Source organism: Burkholderia pyrrocinia, from assembly GCF_022809715.1.
In the GTDB taxonomy this organism is placed as follows: domain Bacteria; phylum Pseudomonadota; class Gammaproteobacteria; order Burkholderiales; family Burkholderiaceae; genus Burkholderia; species Burkholderia pyrrocinia_C.
Map to the genome: position 1 here is coordinate 2,925,995 of NZ_CP094460.1, position 17,640 is coordinate 2,943,634.

Annotated in this window: 17 protein-coding genes; 9 read left to right on the top strand and 8 right to left on the bottom strand. The window is 66.4% G+C overall.

All coding sequences use genetic code 11. From position 1 onward, the window contains the following. Positions 1 to 48 precede the first annotated feature (48 nt). Entirely contained in the window at positions 49 to 969 is a 921-nt protein-coding gene (locus MRS60_RS30045) for a LysR family transcriptional regulator (protein WP_034185081.1), read from the bottom strand. 112 nt (positions 970 to 1,081) lie between these two features. Here MRS60_RS30045 and MRS60_RS30050 point away from each other — a divergent pair, with 112 nt between their 5' ends. The 3 genes from MRS60_RS30050 to MRS60_RS30060 all read left to right on the top strand — a co-directional run bounded on the left by MRS60_RS30050 (position 1,082) and on the right by MRS60_RS30060 (position 3,422). Next, positions 1,082 to 1,510, top strand: a complete 429-nt coding sequence (locus MRS60_RS30050) for a MarR family winged helix-turn-helix transcriptional regulator (RefSeq protein ID WP_243566202.1) — start codon at positions 1,082 to 1,084, stop codon at positions 1,508 to 1,510. A gap of 222 nt (positions 1,511 to 1,732) precedes the next feature. After that, on the top strand, positions 1,733 to 2,980 hold the full coding sequence (locus MRS60_RS30055; protein WP_217589867.1) for an aconitase X: 1,248 nt from the start codon (positions 1,733 to 1,735) through the stop codon (positions 2,978 to 2,980). Further along, complete coding sequence (locus MRS60_RS30060) at positions 2,973 to 3,422, top strand: aconitase X swivel domain-containing protein (RefSeq protein ID WP_243566204.1); 450 nt, start codon at positions 2,973 to 2,975, stop codon at positions 3,420 to 3,422. The genes MRS60_RS30055 and MRS60_RS30060 overlap by 8 nt, the downstream gene beginning before the upstream one ends. Before the next feature lie 24 nt (positions 3,423 to 3,446). Here the strand turns inward: MRS60_RS30060 and MRS60_RS30065 are convergent, their stop codons facing one another. Next, on the bottom strand, positions 3,447 to 4,529 hold the full coding sequence (locus tag MRS60_RS30065; protein WP_243566206.1) for an AraC family transcriptional regulator: 1,083 nt from the start codon (positions 4,527 to 4,529) through the stop codon (positions 3,447 to 3,449). A 74-nt stretch (positions 4,530 to 4,603) separates the two neighbouring features. On the opposite strand from MRS60_RS30065, the gene MRS60_RS30070 reads away from it, so the two are divergent. After that, positions 4,604 to 6,637: an NADPH-dependent 2,4-dienoyl-CoA reductase gene (locus MRS60_RS30070; protein WP_243566208.1), complete on the top strand. Its 2,034-nt coding sequence runs from the start codon at positions 4,604 to 4,606 to the stop codon at positions 6,635 to 6,637. 105 nt (positions 6,638 to 6,742) lie between these two features. Here MRS60_RS30070 and MRS60_RS30075 read toward each other — a convergent pair whose 3' ends face one another. Together MRS60_RS30075 and MRS60_RS30080 are read right to left on the bottom strand one after the other, a co-directional pair. Beyond that, entirely contained in the window at positions 6,743 to 7,153 is a 411-nt protein-coding gene (locus MRS60_RS30075) for a DUF2471 family protein (RefSeq protein WP_034185087.1), read from the bottom strand. Between the two features lie 220 nt (positions 7,154 to 7,373). Further along, positions 7,374 to 8,267 carry a LysR family transcriptional regulator gene (locus MRS60_RS30080; RefSeq protein ID WP_243566209.1) on the bottom strand — a complete coding sequence of 298 codons (894 nt, stop codon included), beginning with the start codon at positions 8,265 to 8,267 and terminating at the stop codon, positions 7,374 to 7,376. An 86-nt stretch (positions 8,268 to 8,353) separates the two neighbouring features. On the opposite strand from MRS60_RS30080, the gene MRS60_RS30085 reads away from it, so the two are divergent. Then, on the top strand, positions 8,354 to 9,133 hold the full coding sequence (locus MRS60_RS30085; RefSeq protein WP_243566210.1) for an NAD(P)H-dependent oxidoreductase: 780 nt from the start codon (positions 8,354 to 8,356) through the stop codon (positions 9,131 to 9,133). A gap of 137 nt (positions 9,134 to 9,270) precedes the next feature. Here the strand turns inward: MRS60_RS30085 and catC are convergent, their stop codons facing one another. From catC to MRS60_RS30100, 3 genes are read right to left on the bottom strand one after another with little or no spacing between them, the layout of a single operon-like run. Then, the gene (catC, locus tag MRS60_RS30090; protein ID WP_034185107.1) at positions 9,271 to 9,561 is read right to left on the bottom strand and encodes a muconolactone Delta-isomerase; all 291 of its coding nucleotides are present in this window, start codon (positions 9,559 to 9,561) and stop codon (positions 9,271 to 9,273) included. A 43-nt stretch (positions 9,562 to 9,604) separates the two neighbouring features. Continuing rightward, positions 9,605 to 10,507: a catechol 1,2-dioxygenase gene (gene catA / locus MRS60_RS30095; RefSeq protein WP_131948029.1), complete on the bottom strand. Its 903-nt coding sequence runs from the start codon at positions 10,505 to 10,507 to the stop codon at positions 9,605 to 9,607. Positions 10,508 to 10,539: 32 nt separating this feature from the next. Continuing rightward, positions 10,540 to 11,673 carry a muconate/chloromuconate family cycloisomerase gene (locus MRS60_RS30100; protein WP_243566211.1) on the bottom strand — a complete coding sequence of 378 codons (1,134 nt, stop codon included), beginning with the start codon at positions 11,671 to 11,673 and terminating at the stop codon, positions 10,540 to 10,542. Between the two features lie 91 nt (positions 11,674 to 11,764). Between MRS60_RS30100 and MRS60_RS30105 the strand changes: the two genes are divergently transcribed. The 3 genes from MRS60_RS30105 to MRS60_RS30115 all read left to right on the top strand — a co-directional run bounded on the left by MRS60_RS30105 (position 11,765) and on the right by MRS60_RS30115 (position 15,034). Continuing rightward, a complete protein-coding gene (locus tag MRS60_RS30105; protein WP_034185110.1) occupies positions 11,765 to 12,655 on the top strand; it encodes a LysR family transcriptional regulator in 891 nt (296 codons plus the stop codon). 337 nt (positions 12,656 to 12,992) lie between these two features. Further along, positions 12,993 to 14,633, top strand: a complete 1,641-nt coding sequence (locus MRS60_RS30110) for a methyl-accepting chemotaxis protein (RefSeq protein ID WP_432207857.1) — start codon at positions 12,993 to 12,995, stop codon at positions 14,631 to 14,633. Between the two features lie 89 nt (positions 14,634 to 14,722). Beyond that, positions 14,723 to 15,034: a hypothetical protein gene (locus MRS60_RS30115; protein WP_131948026.1), complete on the top strand. Its 312-nt coding sequence runs from the start codon at positions 14,723 to 14,725 to the stop codon at positions 15,032 to 15,034. A gap of 150 nt (positions 15,035 to 15,184) precedes the next feature. Here MRS60_RS30115 and andR read toward each other — a convergent pair whose 3' ends face one another. Next, the gene (gene andR, locus MRS60_RS30120; RefSeq protein ID WP_243566212.1) at positions 15,185 to 16,144 is read right to left on the bottom strand and encodes an anthranilate 1,2-dioxygenase regulatory protein AndR; all 960 of its coding nucleotides are present in this window, start codon (positions 16,142 to 16,144) and stop codon (positions 15,185 to 15,187) included. 211 nt (positions 16,145 to 16,355) lie between these two features. Between andR and andAc the strand changes: the two genes are divergently transcribed. Then, positions 16,356 to 17,627: an anthranilate 1,2-dioxygenase large subunit AndAc gene (andAc, locus tag MRS60_RS30125; RefSeq protein ID WP_034185205.1), complete on the top strand. Its 1,272-nt coding sequence runs from the start codon at positions 16,356 to 16,358 to the stop codon at positions 17,625 to 17,627. The last annotated feature ends 13 nt before the right edge of the window (positions 17,628 to 17,640 follow it).

Genomic DNA, 17,640 nt, shown 5'->3' on the forward strand with positions numbered 1-17,640 from the left:
GTCGTGGCTGTACCAATCGGCGTCAGGCCGGCGCGTTCGCGCGCCGGGTCAGGCTGCCGCAGGAACAATCCCGCCTACGCGGTCGCAATAGGCGGCCGTGTAGTCGATGAACGCCTTCACCTTCGCGGGCAGCAGCGCGCGGTTCGCGTACGCGAGCTTGATCTCGACGAACGCGTCGACGAGGTCGGCGCCCTCCAGCAACTGCACGAGCGCGCCCGACGCGAGTTCGGCTTCGACGAGCGTTCTCGGCACGACGCCGATGCCGAAGTCGTGCATCACCATTTCGCGGTTGAAGACGGGGCTGTTCGACGAGATGTCGAAGCGGTACGGCACGGTCAGCGTGTCGCCGTCGACGCGGAACGACAGCGCGGGCCGGCGCAGCGACGGCGATATCGGCACGAACGGATGATCGGCCAGGTCGGCCGGCGTCTCGGGGCGCGAATGTGCGCTCAGATACGCGGGCGTCGCGACGATCACGACCGGAATGCGCTCGACCAGTCGCACGACGGTCGTCTCGCTCGTCAGCATGTACGGCACGACGATGCCGATGTCGTAGCCTTCGCCGACGAGATCGACGGGGCGCTCGGTCAGCGTGACGTCGAGGCGCACTTTCGGATGCGCGCTCTTGAAGCCGGCGATCAGCGGCACGAGCCGGTTCAGCGCGGCCGTCGTGTGCGCGACGAGACGCAGCAGGCCCTCGGGTTCGCGCGTCTGCGTCTGCGCGTCCGCTTCGAGCGCGTCGAGTTCGTCCAGCACGGCCGCGCAGCGCTCGTAGATGCGCTCGGCGGTTTCGGTCAGCGACACCTGGCGCGTGGTCCGGTGCAGCAGCCGGCTGCCGAAGCGCGCCTCCAGATCGGCAACAGCACGCGACACGACCGGCCGCGCGAGGCCGTGCATGTCGGCGGCGCGCGTGAAGCTGCGCATCTCGACCACCGACCGGAAAATCCGCAGCTTGTCGATGTAGTCCATGTCCGTCTCCTTGACGCGATGGCGGGGCGCCGGACACTCCTGGCCGGCCGCCGGCTCCGTTACGGCGGAGTGTACATTGACTTTATGCATATGCACATATAAATTGCGGAGCATGAACGACAACCCGATTGCCTTAGCGTGCAACTGCCTTGCGCTGCGTCAGGCGGCGCGCTTCGTCACGCAACTGTACGAACGCCATCTGGCCCCGGTCGGCGTCACGCCCGCGCAGTTCTCGATCATGGCGAACCTGACGCGTCGGCCCGGCCTGCTGATGAGCGAACTCGCCGAATCGCTCGTGATGGATCGCACGACGCTGCTGCGCGCGCTGAAGCCGCTGCAGCGCGACGGCTTTGTCGCGACGGCCGCATCCGAGCACGATGCGCGCGCGCATGCGCTGAGCCTCACGAAGCTCGGCGAGCGCACGTTCGCGCGGGCGTTGGTCGCGTGGCAGGCCGCGCAGGACGAATTCGAGACGCAGTTCGGCGAGGGGCGCGCGAAGGCGCTGCGCGATGAACTGTTCAGTCTGACCGCGGAGCGCTAGGCGGGGCAGGTGGCTGGCGCGTTGCGTCGAACTGGAGCGGATTTCGAGCCATCGACCGCGTTGGTAGAGCTTGAGGCGCGGAAGCACGGCCTCCATTACCGAAAATTGGTTTTCAAGCTGTCCGGATAGATGGTGATCTGGACAGTTTTTATTTCCAGTTGTAGAGTCCTCTGACGGATTTCACGCGCCGGCGCCGCCGGCACGAGTCACGAGGAGCAACCGATGCTGCAGTTGAGCGACCGCGACGACGCGATGTTGCGCGGGGATTTCGGCGACGGCGTCGCCCGCGCGATGCGGATCGTCGCGCGCACGGCGGAAGTGATGTCCGCGCCGCACCTGATCGACATCACGTCAGCGCATATCGACGGCTGTCTTTATCACGGCCAGACGAGCCTCGACTTCGTCGAGTATTTCGTCGACACGGGCGCGAAGGTCGCGGTGCCGACCACGTTGAACGTCGGGTCGCTCGACCTGATCCATCCCGAGCTGTACCACGGCGACCGTACGATCCAGCGCGATGCGCAGCGCCTGATGGATGCGCATCTGCAACTCGGCTGCGAATCGAGCTTCACGTGCGCGCCGTATCAGTTGAAGAACCGTCCCGCCAAAGGCGAGCAGATCGCGTGGGCCGAATCGAATGCGATCGTGTTCGCGAACTCGGTGCTCGGCGCGCGTACGAGCCGGTACGGCGATTTTCTCGATCTGGCCGCCGCGATTACCGGGCGCGCGCCGTACGCGGGTTTGCATGTCGAAGCGAACCGCGCCGCGCGGATCGTGTTCAACGCGCCGGACTTCAGCCGCCTGCCGTCGCGCGACATCTATTTCGCTGCACTCGGCCTGGCTGTTGGCAAAATCGCGGGCGCGATCGTGCCGGCGATCGTCGGGCTGCCGGCGGATACCACCGAAGACGAACTCAAGGCGCTTGGCGCGGCCGCCGCATCGAGCGGGGCCGTCGCGCTGTTCCATGCGGTGGGCGTGACGCCCGAGGCGCCGACGCTCGACGCCGCATTGCACGGGCGCGCGGCGCAGCGCACGGTCGACGTCGCGATGGCCGATCTCGACGAGATTCGCCGCACGCTGAACCACGGCGCGGCCGGCGACGCGCTCGTCGCGGTGGCGCTCGGCACGCCGCATTTCTCGCTGGCCGAATTCCGCACGCTCGATGCGTTGCTCGATGCGTACGACGGCAAGCCGGCCTGCGATTTCTACGTGAACACGAGCCGCTTCATCTTGTGGGAGCTGGGCGAAGCCGGCCTCGCGGACAAGTTCGCCGCGCGCGGCATTCAGATCGTCGTCGATACCTGCACGTACATCACGCCGGTGATGAAGCAACTGTCGGGGCTGGTGATGACCAACTCGGGGAAATGGGCGTCGTATGCGCCCGCGAACATCGGCGTGACGGTCGCATACGGCAGCATGCGCGAATGCGTGCGTTCGGCGTACGAAGGAAAGGTGCGATTCGATGACTGACGCGACGGGCAAAGTACTGACGGGCGACACGCTCGTGCCGGGCAGCGCATGCGCGAGCGCGTTCGTGCTCGACAAGCCGCTCAGCTTCTGGGGCGGCTACGATTCCGGCGCAGGCAGGATCGTCGATCGCGGGCATCCGCAGGCCGGCGCGAGTCTTGCCGGCAAGGTGATGGTGATGCCGCACGCGAAGGGTTCGAGCTCGAGCAGCAGCGTGCTCGCGGAGGCCGTGCGCAACGGCACGGGGCCCGTCGCGATCGTGCTGAAGGAGCGCGACCTGATCATCTCGATCGGCGCGATCGTCGCCGCCGAACTGTATGCGATCGCGGTGCCGGTGGTGTGCGTGACCGATGACGTGTATGACGCGATCGTCGCCGCAACCGGCGAGGTGCGGATCGATGCGGGCGACGGGGATGGCGGCGCGCGGATCTACGTCGGCGGCTGACGCGTCGTGCGCCAGCCAGCCGATTTACTCGTGTGACGGGCCGCCGGCCGCTTCCCGATACGCACTTGGCGTCTGCCCGGCCCAGCGCCGGAATGCGCGCGTGAAATTCGCCGGATCGGTGAATTGCAGCCGCTCGGCGATCGTCTTCAGGTCGAGATCCGATGCGGCCAGCAATTGCTTCGCGTCACGAAACCGCGCTTCGTCGAGCAAGAGCCGATAGCTCGAACCGGCTTCCTCTAGGCGGCGCCGCAGCGTGCGCGTCGACACGAGCAGCGCGTCGGCGAGCATTTCCGGCCCCGGATAAACGCCGGTTGCTTTCGCCAGTTCCGCGCGCACGCGCTCGACCAGATCGCCTTCCTCCTGCCGCACCTGCGCGTACTCGCGCTCGACCTGCACGAGCGCCTGCCGGTGCGCGACTTCGTCGGCGAGCGGCAGCGGCCAGTCGAGTACGTCGCGCGCGATCCACAGCGCGTTTGCCGCGCAACCGAATTCGACCGGCGGCAACTGGTCGCGATAGCGCGCGAAATACGCGGGCTCCGGCCACGCGAATTGCAGCGTGATCGGCGGCGACGCGCGTCCGGCCCATTGCGAGATGTTCTGCGCGAGCCCGGTCAGCACGAATTCGAACATCACGTGATGCTGCAACACGGGGCTGGCCTGAACGCCGTGCAGTTCGAGCGTCGCGCCGCGTTCGTCTTCTGCATAGGTCAGCCGATATTGGCGGTTGCGCATCCGGAAGTAGCGTTGCGTGACGGACAGCGCTTCGCGGATGTCCCGCGCGGTCAGCGTCGCGTAACCGAGAAAGCCGTGCACGGTCGGCTTCAGCAACAGCCCGAACGCGAGCCCGATGCCCGGATCGCCGCCGATCTCGATCGCGTTGAGCACGAGCCGCCCCCATTGCGACGGCGCGACACGCGCGTCGGGTTCGGCCAGCACCGCGTCGCGCAGGCCCGTGCCGGCGCGCACGGCGGCCAGGTCGACGCCGCGCGCGGCCAGCGCCTGCAGCAGCAGGCGCGTATAGGCGACCGGAATCGTCGGCCGGCGCAGCCCGAGGCGGTCCTTGGCGAGTGGGGAGGTCATGTCATTTTGGCCGGAAATGACAAGCATTATGGCTGTTTGCCCCCTCACGTTCAAGGCGGCGCACGCCTACGATGCAGGCATCGCTTACCGGCAGGATCACCATGACGACCACCTTTCCCCACCTGCTCGCGCCGCTCGATCTCGGCTTCACGACGCTGAAGAACCGCGTGCTGATGGGCTCGATGCACACGGGCCTCGAGGACAGCCGCAAGACGCTGCCGCGGCTCGCCGAATATTTCGCCGAACGCGCACGCGGCGGCGTGGGCCTGATCGTGACGGGCGGCTTCGCGCCGAACGTGGCCGGCTGGACCAAGCCGTTCGGCGGCACGCTGATGACGTCGGCCGCTGCGCGGCGGCATCGCGAGATCACCGGCGCCGTGCATGCGGAGGACGGCAAGATCGCGCTGCAGATCCTGCATACCGGCCGCTACGGCTATCACCCGTTCGCGGTCGCGCCGTCGAAGATCAAGTCGCCGATTTCACCGTTCGCGCCGCACGAACTGAGCGCGGGCGGCGTCGAGCGGCAGATTCGCGCGTTCGTCCGCTGCGCGAAGCTCGCGCGCGAAGCCGGTTACGACGGCGTCGAGATCATGGGCTCCGAGGGCTACCTGATCAACCAGTTCATCTCGATGCATACGAACAAGCGCACCGACCAGTGGGGCGGTTCGTACGAGAACCGCATCCGCTTGCCGATCGAGATCATCGAGCGCACGCGCGAAGCGGTCGGCCGCGATTTCATCCTGATCTACCGGCTGTCGATGCTCGACCTGATTCCGGACGGCAGCGACTGGAGCGAAACCGTGCAGCTCGCGAAGGCCGTCGAGCGTGCGGGGGCGACGATCATCAACACGGGGATCGGCTGGCACGAGGCGCGTGTGCCGACCATCGCGACGTCGGTGCCGCGCGGCGCGTTCGCGTGGGTGACGAAGAAAATGAAGGGCGAGGTCGGCATTCCGCTCGTGACGACCAACCGGATCAACCGGCCGGAAGTGGCCGAGCAGATTCTCGCGGATGGCTGCGCGGACATGGTGTCGATGGCGCGCCCGCTGCTCGCGGATGCCGAGTTCGTCGTCAAGGCCGCGCAGGGCCGCGCCGACGAGATCAACACCTGCATCGGCTGCAACCAGGCGTGCCTCGACCACGCGTTCAAGAACCAGATCGCGTCGTGCCTGCTGAATCCGCGTGCGTGCCACGAGACGGAGCTGAAATACACGCCCGCGCCGCAGCCGAAGCGCATCGCGGTGGTCGGCGCGGGGCCGGCCGGGCTCGCGTGCTCGACCGTGCTCGCGCAGCGCGGCCATCAGGTCGACCTGTACGACGGCGCGGCCGAGATCGGCGGGCAGTTCAACATGGCGAAGCGGGTTCCGGGCAAGGAAGAGTTTCATGAAGCGCTGCGCTACTTCGGCCGCCAGGTCGAGCTGACCGGCGTGAACCTGCACCTGAACCGCCGCGTCGACGCGAGCGACCTGATCGCGGGCGGTTACGACGAGATCGTGCTCGCGACCGGCGTGGCGCCGCGCGACCCGAAGATTCCCGGGCAGGACGGCCCGAATGTGCTCAGCTATATCGACGTGCTCGCCGGCAAGCAGCCGGTCGGCCGGCGGGTCGCGGTGGTCGGCGCGGGCGGGATCGGCTTCGATGTCGCCGAGTATCTGGTGCAGGACGGCGAGTCACCGGCGCTCGATCTGGAAGAATGGAAGGCCGAGTGGGGCGTGACCGACCCGGCCGCGACGCGCGGTGGCGTGACGCGTGCGCAGGTTGCGGCGCCCGCGCGTGAAGTGACGCTGCTGCAGCGCAAGGCCGCGCCGCTCGGCAAGGGGCTCGGCAAGACGACCGGCTGGATTCACCGCGCGACGCTGAAGATGAAGCAGGTGAAGATGATCGGCGGCGTGAACTACGAGCTGATCGATGCGCGCGGGCTGCACGTGTCGTACGGCGAGCAGCGCACCGATCACGAAGTAATCGAAGCCGACACGATCGTGCTCTGCACGGGGCAGGAGCCGCAGCGCGCATTGCTCGCGCCGCTGCAGGCGGCCGGGCGCTCGGTGCACCTGATCGGCGGTGCGGAACTGGCCGCCGAACTCGATGCGAAGCGCGCGATCGATCAGGGCGCGCGGCTCGCGGCGCGGCTCTGATTGCTCGATGGCGCGGCTGCGCGTGACCGCGATGGCATGCGCTGTCCCAGGATGCGGCGCTTGCGCCGGCGCGGCCTGACCGGAAGGCCGCGCCGGCCGCCGGGGTCATTCCATCTCGACGCGCTGTGCCTCTGTCTCTTCCGCCTCGAGCATCGCCTTGACGATCAGATAGACGGCAGGTAGATCGTCGTCGTCGCGCTTCCAGTCGACGGCTTCCTCGATGTCCGCCGCGACCATTCGGCTGTCGCGCAGCCGGATGAATGCATCGACGACGGTCGGATCGTTGCGGTTCAGGAAACCGGCGTTCGAGAACGCCAGCTCCTCGACATTCAACAGCGCCTGCCAGCTCATCGTGCGGACCGCGGCCGGATGGCTGCGGCGTCGCAGGCCGAGCGCCCGCTGCGCGGGGGCGCCGACGACGCGTTGAAGATCGACGACCGCCTGCCGCGCGGCGCGCTCGAAGTGGATCGGGTTGAAACCGGGTTGCTCGGGATCGAATGCGGATGACTGGAACATGGTCGCCTCACAAAAATCCGTCCGTCGATGGGTGACGGAATTCGGGTCAAATGGTGCAAAAACACTGTAAATATATACAGTGTTCGAGGCGGTTTCAAGTCCCGAATGAAGAATCTTGCAGCAGGGCCGGGCGGTCCTGGCGAAGGCGACCGAAACCGGCAATCGGGCGCCGTCTGGCACGCCGTTCCCCGCCGTGCCGAATCCGGCCGCCGTCGTTGGCTTATACCGATGCTGCAATCGTCTCCCGCAGCCACCGATGCGCCGGATCGCGATGCACGCGCTCGTGCCACAGCATCGACATTTCATAGCCGGGCACCTCGACCGGCGCTTCCACGACACGCAGCGCGGGCACGTCGTGCACCAGCCGCTCGGGCAGCATCGCGACGAGATCGGTGCTGGCGACGGCCGACATCACGAACAGGAAATGCGGCACGGACAGCACGACGCGCCGCGTGGCGCCAACTTTCGCGAGCGCTTCGTCCGTCACGCCGAAGAAGCCGCCGCCGTCGGGCGACACGATCACGTGTTCGAGCGTGCCGAACTGCGCGAGCGTCGGGCGCCGCTTCAGCTTCGGATGCCCGGCGCGGCCGATGAGCACGTAGCGCTCGACGAACAGCGGCAGGCGCCGCATGCCGGCCGGCGAACCCTCGGTCGTATGGAAGGACAGATCGATGCCGTTCCGCTCGGCATCCTGCTCGATCCGCGGCGGCACGAGCTCGACGACCGCCAGCCGCGTACCGGGCGCGGCGGCCCGCAGCGTGTTCAGCGCGGGCAGCACGATCGTCGATTCGCCGTAGTCGGTCGCGGCCACACGCCACGTGTTCGTCGCGGTCGCGGGATCGAACGGCGTGGCGGGAATCACCGCGCGTTCGACGGCTTCGAGCGCGTCCCGCAACGGCTCGCGCAGCGCTTCCGCACGCGCGGTCGGTCGCATCCCGCGCGGCCCCGGCAGCAGCAGCGGATCGCCGAACAGGTCGCGCAGTTTCTGCAACTGCACGCTGACCGACGGCTGCGACATGTTCAGCTTCTCGGCCGCGCGCGTGACGTTGTGCTCGGCGAGCAGCACGTCCAGCGTGACGAGCAGGTTCAGGTCGAGTCGCCTGAGATTATTCATGGCTATACCTGGAATATCAGGAATTCATTTCAAATATACCTTTGGAGGCGGCATCCTGCAGTCATTCAATCAACGGAGTGACGAACTTGAATGTGCTGATTGTTTATGCCCATCCGGAACCGCGTTCGCTGAACGGCGCGCTGCGCGACCTTGCCGTCGGGCATCTCGAAGCGGCCGGCCACAGCGTGCAGGTGACCGATCTGTATGCGATGAACTGGAAGGCGGCGTTCGACGCGAACGACGTGACCGATCGCGCGCCCGATGCGCGTTTCGATCCGTCGCTCGATTCGAAGCACGCGTTCGCGACCGGCACGCAAAGTGAAGACATTGCGCGCGAGCAAGACAAGCTGAAGTGGGCCGATGCGGTGATCCTGCAGTTTCCGCTGTGGTGGTTCTCGATGCCGGCGATCATGAAGGGCTGGGTCGAGCGCGTATATGCGTTCGGCTTTGCCTACGGCGTCGGCGAGCATTCGGACACGCGCTGGGGAAACCGCTACGGCGAAGGTTCGCTTGCCGGCAAGCGGGCGATGGTGATCGTCACGGCAGGCGGGTGGGAATCGCACTACAGCCCGCGCGGCATCAACGGGCCGATCGATGACGTGCTGTTCCCGATCCAGCACGGGATTCTGTATTACCCGGGTTTCGACGTGCTGCCGCCGTTCGTGATCTACCGGACGGGAAAGATGAACGACGCGCGCTTCGAGGAAACGCGCGCGGCGCTCGGCAGGCGTCTCGACGATCTGTGGACCACGCAGCCGATTCCGTTCCGGCGGCAGAACGCGGGCGATTACGAGATTCCGGCGTTGACGCTGAAGGAGGATGTCGCGCCGGGAAAGGCGGGGTTTGCGGCGCATCTGGTCGCGTGACAGGAGCCGCGCATCCCGATGCGATGCGGTACCCGCAACCGCCGAATGCAAAACGACACGGGTGCCCTGCGAGAAATCGCCGGCTGCCAGTGTCGCCCGTCTCACGGTCGTGGATAACGGCCGCGATTCACCTTGATTTACCGATCGTCTTCCCGCACCGAAGACGGATGCCGGCACAGCGCCCGCACCTCGAGTTCCATATACGGAAACAGCGGCAATTGACTGAGCAGATCATGCAGCTGCTGCACGCTCTCGACGTCGAAAATGCTGACGTTCGCATAGCGCCCGGCGATCCGCCACAGATGCCGCCAGATCCCTTCGTTCATCAGCCGCTGGCACATCGCCTTTTCTTCCGCCTTCAGCGTCGCCGCCTTGACCGGATCCATGTCCGCCGGCAGACGGACCGTCATTTCCACATGAAACAGCATCCTGTACTCCTTGCGTTATCGATTCGTCGAACGGGAAGGCCGCTCAGGCTTGCGCGCGGGCCCGCTCGACTTCGCTCGCCGGCACGTCCTGCTTTTCCTTGAGCAGCGAGAAATCGAAGTCGATCAGCGCGAACTGCCCGTCGACACCGTACGGCTTGCCTTGCGCGCCTTCGGCCTGCTTGATCTTCGGGATCAGCCCTTCGCGCGTCGCGAATGCGAAGTCGTCCCAGATGTGCGGATCGCCTTCGATGTTGATCTGCGTCGTCAGCTTACGATAACCGTCCGCCGAAACGAAGAAGTGAATATGCGCCGGACGATGGCCGTGGCGGCCGAGCTGGTCGAGCAGCTGCTCGGTCTTGCTGCCCGGCGGCACGCTGTAGCCGACCGGCAGCACGCTGCGGAAGCTGTAGCGGCCTTCGGCATCGGTGCGGATCGAGCGGCGCAGGTTGAACGCGGGCTGCGATTGATCGAAGTACGAATAGTTGCCGAGATGGTTCGCGTGCCATACCTCGACCAGCGCATTCGCGATCGGCGCGCCATCGGTGCCGAGCACCTGGCCGCGCATGATGAGCGTCTGGCCCGGATCGGTGCCGTCGTCGAGGCGCGCATGGCCGACCGACTCCGGCGCACCGGCGACATACAGCGGCCCTTCGATCGTGCGCGGCGTACCGCCCTGGATGCCGGCCTTTTCCTCGGCCTCGTCCATCCGCACGTCGAGGAAGCGCTCGAGGCCGAGGCCCGCGGCGATCAGCCCGAATTCGCGGCCGGCTTCGTTCAGGTAGTTCAGCGCCGTCCAGAACTCGCTCGGCTGCACGTCGAAGTCCTCGATCGTGTAGCAGATGTCCTTCACGATCCGGTTGACGATCGCGCGCACGCGCGGGTTGCCGGGCTTCTCGGCAGCGTCGTCGAAGGTCTTCAGCAGGGCGTCGATGGCTTGCTTGTTCATCTGTGTCTCCGGTTTCGGTTGTCGTGTGGGGATCAGCGGGCGTCGCGTCGCATCCGTTCGATGCGGGCCCAGTCGAAGGTGATGCCGAGGCCGGGCGCAGCCGGCAGGTGCAGCTTGAAATCCTGGTAGCGCAGCGGCTCGACGAGGATTTCCTCGGTGAGCAGCAGCGGGCCGAACAGCTCGGTGCCCCATTTCAGCGAGTCGAACGTGCTGAACAGTTGCGCGGACGCCATCGTGCCGGCCGCGCCTTCGAGCATCGTGCCGCCGTACAGTTCGATGCCGGCCGCCGCCGCGATCGACGCGACGCTCGCCGCGCCCTGCAGGCCGCCCGATTGCGCGATCTTCACCGCGAACACGTCGGCCGCGCGATCCTGCGCGAGCGCGAATGCATCGACGGGGCCGTGCAGCGCCTCGTCGGCCATGATCGGAACCTGCGCGAGCTGCGTGAGGCGTTTCAGCCCCGCGCGGTTGGTCGCGGCGATCGGCTGCTCGACCAGGCTCACGCCGGCTTCCGCGAGCCGTGCGCCGGCCCAGATCGCGTCGGTTTCGCTCCACGCCTGGTTCACGTCGACCCGCACGTCGCCGCGCTCGCCGAGCACGCGCTTGATCGCGACCACGTGCGCGACGTCGTCGGCGACCGCGTTCAAGCCGATCTTCAGCTTGAACGCGCGGTGGCGGCGCGCTTCGAGCATCGCTTCGGCTTCCGCGATGTCGCGCTGCGTGTCGCCGCTCGCAAGTGTCCAGGCGACGTCCACCGCATCGGTCCTGCGGCCGCCGAACAGCTCGGACAGCGGCACGCCGAGACGTTGCGCCTGTGCGTCGAACAGCGCGGTCTCGATCGCGCACTTCGCGAAGCGGTTGCCCTGGAACAGCTTGCGCGCCCGCGCCATCGCGGCGCCCGGGCGCGTCGCGTCCATGCCTTGCAGCAGCGGCGCGAAGTAGGTGTCGATGTTGACCTTGATGCTTTCGGGGCTCTCCTCGCCGTACGCGAGGCCGCCGATGGTCGTCGCCTCGCCGACGCCTTCGATACCGTCCGTGCATCGAACTCGGACCAATACGAGGGTCTGGCAATTCATCGTGGCGACCGACAATTTGTGGGGCCTGATCGTCGGCACGTCGACGAGCAGCGTCTCGATGCGTTCGATGGTGGCGGCAGTTGCTATCATGCGATTCCTCCTGTTGGTGCACATGGTAGGAATTCCCGCCCCGCGTCGTCCAACACTCTTTCCGACTACTTCCATACCTTTGAGGCATGAAATGGAATTGCGTCAGCTCCGCTACTTCATCGCCGTCGCCGAGGAAATGAACATCACGCGGGCTGCCGAGCGGCTGCACATGACGCAGCCGCCGCTGAGCCGGCAGCTCCAGGCGATCGAGGACGAGATCGGGCTGCCGCTGTTCGAGCGCGGCGCGCGGCCGCTGAAGCTGACGGACGCCGGGCGCGTGTTCTATACGCAGGCGAAGCGCCTCGTCGACCAGGCCGACGAGCTCGGGCCGCTGACGCGGCGGCTCGCGCAGCTGTCGGAGCGGATCGTGATCGGCTTCGTGCCGTCGACGCTGTACGGCGCGCTGCCGGACGTGATTCGCGCGTTTCGCGAGGCGCAGCCGGACGTCGAGCTGTCGCTGATCGAAATGTTCACGCTGGAGCAGCTCGGTGCGCTGAAGGGCGGGCGGATCGACGTCGGGTTCGGCCGCCTGCGTTTCGACGACGACCAGGTCGTGCGCGAGGCGCTGATCGAGGAAAAGCTGATCGCGGCGCTGCCGGCCGGGCATCCGCTTGCCGATCCCGACCGGCCGCTCGTGCTCGCGGATATCGCGAACGAGACGCTGATCGTCTATCCGAGCACGCCGCGGCCGAGCTTCGCCGATCAGCAGTTATCCGCATTGCGCGACGGCGGGCTGGTGCCGGCGGCCGTCCATGAGGTGCGCGAATTGCAGACGGCGCTCGGGCTCGTCGCCGCGCAGGTCGGCGTGTCGCTGGTGCCGGAGAGCGTGGAGGGCGTGCGCGTGAGGGGCGTCGTCTACCGGCGGCTGCCGGAACCGGCCGCGACGTCGCCGATCATCATGAGCCGCCGGCTGCACGGCGAAAGCGCGGCGACGGCCGCGTTCTGCGCGATCGCGCGGGAGATGATCGTGCCGGCGGCATAAGGGCTGCCGTCCGGGCACAAGTTGCCGCAACTAACGGTCTATCCCGATGCCCCATTCGAATTTGGTGAAGGGGGCGCGATGTCACGTTATTCAGGATATTCAGCACGCCGGGCCGCGTTTGTTTCCTGCATGAATCAATTTAAAAGCGTGCTCGCGGAATGCTTCGAGGTCAGATTAACGAGAAAAAGATTATCGGCGCGCATTTCGATTATTGCCGCGCATGGTTTTTACTATCCCATCATCGACCGATAAATCGGCCGTGTTGCCTTCCGTAAACAAGGGTTGGAGAACGGGTTTCCCGTTCCGCACCGACCTGGAGCATTACAAGGAGAGCAACGTGGGCCGATTTGAAAGAAGCATCAAGTTCAGGATTTTTTTCGCGCTCGCTACGTGCGTCGCGTTAATGGCGGCAATCGGCGTGTTCGGCATATTCGGCCTGTCGAGGCTGAATTCGAACGTCCATAGCGCTTATGCAGGCAATACGCTGCCGATCAGCGAATTATCGGAAATCCGCGCCGCCACATTCGGGATGCAGCTTCAGATGCGCCGGGTGCAGGCCGCGCGCGATCCCGAGCGGACCCGCAGAGGGATCGACGAGATTCGTGCCGAGCAAGGCCGTCTCGACACGATCTGGAACCGCTACTACGGCGAATCGATCACGAGCGACAAGGAGCGTCAGATCGCGGACCGGATCCGTGGCGTGCTGCCGCGCTTCGGAGCGGGTGTGGGCGAAGCGGTCACAGCTATGAGCGGCGGGGACTACGACGCAGCCGCTGCGGCGATCGACAGGCTGTCGCCGGCCGCAGGCGCGCTCAAGCAGGCGCTCGACGACGACATTGCACTGAACATCGACCAGGCGAAATCGTTCGTCGACGATAGCGCGTCGACATTCAGGATCATTTTATGGATTGCGATCGGCCTGATCGGCATCGGCGTGCTGATCGCGGTGTGGGTGTCCGCGCACCTGCTGCGGCACATCTCGACTCCGCTCGGAAAGGCCGTACGCGTGGCCGACGAAATCGCCGGCGGCACGCTGGACAACCGGATCGACATCGATTCGCACGACGAATTCGGCCGGTTGCTCGGTGCGCTGGCGACGATGGATCGACAGCTCGGTACGACGGTGCGCGGCATCAAGCGCAGCGCGGAAGCGGTTGCGGTCGCGTCGCGCCAGATCGCGAGCGGCAATTCCGATCTGTCGGCCCGCACGGAAGAGCAGGCCGCGTCGCTCGAGGAAACCGCGTCGAGCATGACGCAACTGACCGAGACCGTGAAGCAGAACGCCGACAACGCACAGCAGGCCAATACGCTCGCGACGCGCGCGACCGGGATGGCCGATGCCGGCAACGATGCCATGCAGAAGATGGTCGCGACGATCGAGCAGATCAGCAGCAGCTCCAGCCAGGTTTCCGACATCACGGGCGTGATCGAGGGCATTGCGTTCCAGACCAACATCCTCGCGCTCAACGCCGCGGTGGAAGCGGCGCGCGCAGGCGAGCAGGGGCGCGGCTTCGCGGTGGTCGCGAGCGAGGTACGCAGCCTCGCGCAGCGCTCGGCGGCGGCCGCGAAGGAGATCAAGGAGCTGATCGGCGCGTCGGTGTCGATGATCCGGGACAGCGCGCAGCAGGCCACGGGCGTTGGCGCGACGATGGGGCAGGTGAAGCTGGCGATCAAGCAGGTGTCCGATATCGTCGCCGAAATCGCGGCCGCGTCGCGGGAGCAGAGCCAGGGGATCGAGCAGGTCAATCTGGCGATCGAGCAGATGGATACGGTGACGCAGCAGAACGCGGCGCTCGTCGAGCAGGCGGCCGCGGCGGCGCATTCGCTCGAAGAGCAGGCCGGCCATCTGCAGGACGCGATGTCGGCGTTCAAGCTCGCCCCGAACCCCGTCGATGCGACCGCCACGATGGTGTCCGCGCCGGCGCGTTCGCCCGTGCCCGCGAAACCGCCCGTGGTTGCGCCACTGGCGGGGCGCTGACCGCACAGATGCCGGGCGGGTCCGCGGAATGGAATGCCTTTTGATCGGGATAGCGGTCCGCACCCTGCTGCGACGGGGAGTATCCACCCATGAACGTCTTGACGTGTCCGACCCGTGCCGCACTCACCCTCGATGCGCTCGTCGACGCATGTGCGCGTTTTAATCCGTCGGACCGGGATCAGCGGCTGATCGTTCGAACGCTGATCGTGCCGATGCTCGCCCGGCGGTTGGAGTGGTTGGGGCTTTTGTTGCGCGCGAGTCCGTGCAGCGAGGCTACCCGTACGATGATCGAGCAGGTCGAACGCGCGCTGGCGTGCGCGTCGGCCCGGCTCGACAACGTGCGCCGGCCGTCTGCGGATGCCGCGTACGACGCCGCGCCGGGGCGCGGACTGCCGGGGTGAGCGTCGGGGCTACCGCAGAACATGCAACCGGCCGTCAATTCCGGCGCGGGTGGAAGACGCGAGTTGTGCCGATGGCGATCGGCAAGACGTCCAGGGAAATACAACGAGCCGCGTGGAGCGATACGAGCGCGTGCCGATGCGGTTCCGGCGTCACCGTTTCCCGTCGAGCGTCTCCGACGGCGATTCCCCGAACTTCTCCCGGTACGCGATCGCGAACCGCCCGAGGTGGGTAAACCCGCAATCGAGCGCGACATCGGCAATCCGCCGGTCGGACGCCGCACCGCGCAGCAGCTCGCGCGCATGGTCGAGCCGCGTCGCGCGCAGGTATTGCATCGGGCTCATCCCGCGGAACTGCAGGAACGCGTCGCGCAGCGTCCGTTCCGGCACGTTGGCGGCGCGGACGATATCGGCGAGCTGCAGCGCCTGTGCGTAGTGCGCGTTCACGAATTCCTGCGCGCGCCGCACGAAGCCCGGCGCCGGGTCGCGGTGCGACGCGTGCAGCACGGACGGCGGGTGGCCTTCGATCAGCAGGTCGATCAGCAGGTGCTCGAGCTGCGACGCGACGCGCGGGTTCGCGTTCGCGCGTTCGAGCAGTTCGGGCGAACGCGCGACGAGCATCAGTTGCTGGCGCCACGCGGCGAGCGCGGCGTCGCTGATGTGCAGCACGGGGTCGAGCATTGCGCGCGGGTCGCCGGTCAGCGAGCCGACGGTCGCCGCGTCGATGCGCAGCACGAACTGCTCGCAATCGGCGGACAGCACCGCGTCGAAGCGCTCGCCGGGTGCGCACAGCACGCCGGTCTGGCCGTCGACGCCGAGCTGCCGCCCCATCGCACGCACCTCGGCCTGGCCGGACAGGCAGAACATCAGCAGGTAATAGCCATCGACCGCGTCGACCTGCACGCGCATCGCGTCGCCGAACGCGATCGTGCCGATCCCGAGCCCGCCGAGCTTGACGAAATCCATGTGCGACGCGCCGTGCACGCGGCCGTTCGGCAGCAGCGCGTGCGGCTGCATCACGCGCGAGATCCGCTCGCGCGTCTCGTCGAGATCGCGGGATTCGAACAGCCGGTGCGCGCGCAGCGCGAGCGGCTCGAACGACGTTGGGGACATGGGCATCAGCCTGATTGTGGACGGCGCACTTCGATCCGACGAATGGGTCTCGATCAAGTGCCGCATCGTATGTGCCGTCATGCTAGCTCAGAAATCCGCCGAAAGTGGATATTGCATCGCCGCAATCGCACTTTCCGGATAGACGGCGAATATTAGCCTTCCAAAAATGGACCCCATCTTGTTAATGAAACGGAACGACCAGGAGTCCGACATGGAGCAGACAGAATCGCCCGTCGTGTTCGCCGCGCGCGACGACGCATCCGACGTGAGCTTTCCGCACGACGACGGCTCGCGCGTGCCGTACAAGGTGTTCAGCTCGCGTGCCGTCTACGACCGCGAGCAGGAACGCATCTTCCGCGGGCCGACGTGGAACTTCGTCGCACTGGAGGCGGAAATCCCGAACGCCGGCGACTTCAAGAGCACGTTCGTCGGCGACACGCCGGTGGTCGTCACGCGTGCCGAGGACGGCACGCTTGCCGCATGGGTGAACCGCTGCGCGCACCGCGGCGCGCAGGTGTGCCGCAAGTCGCGCGGCAACGCGACCTCGCACACGTGCGTGTATCACCAGTGGAGCTTCGACAACACGGGCAACCTGCTCGGCGTGCCGTTCCGGCGCGGCCAGAAGGGAATGACCGGGATGCCGGCGGATTTCGATCCGAAGCAGCACGGGCTGCGCAAGCTGCGCGTCGACAGCTATCGCGGGCTGGTGTTCGCGACCTTCAGCGACGACGTGATGCCGCTGCCCGACTATCTCGGCGAACAGATGCGCCCGTGGATCGACCGGATCTTCCACAAGCCGATCGAGTATCTCGGCTGCACGCGCCAGTATTCGAAGTCGAACTGGAAGCTGTACATGGAGAACGTGAAGGACCCGTATCACGCGAGCATGCTGCACCTGTTCCATACGACCTTCAACATCTTCCGCGTCGGGATGAAGGCGCGTTCGATTCCGGACGCGAACCACGGGCTGCACAGCATCATCACGGTGACGAAGACGAACGACGACACGTCGGCCGCGTACAAGCAGCAGAACATCCGTTCGTTCGACGAGGGCTTCCACCTCGAAGACGAATCGATCCTCGATCTCGTATCGGAATACGACGAGGACTGCACGAACCATATCCAGCCGATCTTCCCGCAGCTCGTGATCCAGCAGATCCACAACACGCTGGTCGCGCGACAGATCCTGCCGAAGGGCCCCGACAACTTCGAGCTGATCTTCCATTTCTTCGGCTATGCGGACGACACGCCCGAGTTGCGCGCGCTGCGCATCAAGCAGGCGAACCTCGTCGGGCCGGCCGGCTATATCTCGATGGAGGATACGGAGGCGACCGAGCTCGTGCAGCGCGGCACCGTGCGCGACGGCGATGCGACGTCGGTGATCGAGATGTCGCGCGGCAATCCGGACCAGCAGGACACGGTGATCACCGAAAGCCTGATCCGCAAGTTCTGGGTCGGCTACCAGAAGCTGATGGGCTATTGAAGCGGGAGCGAGA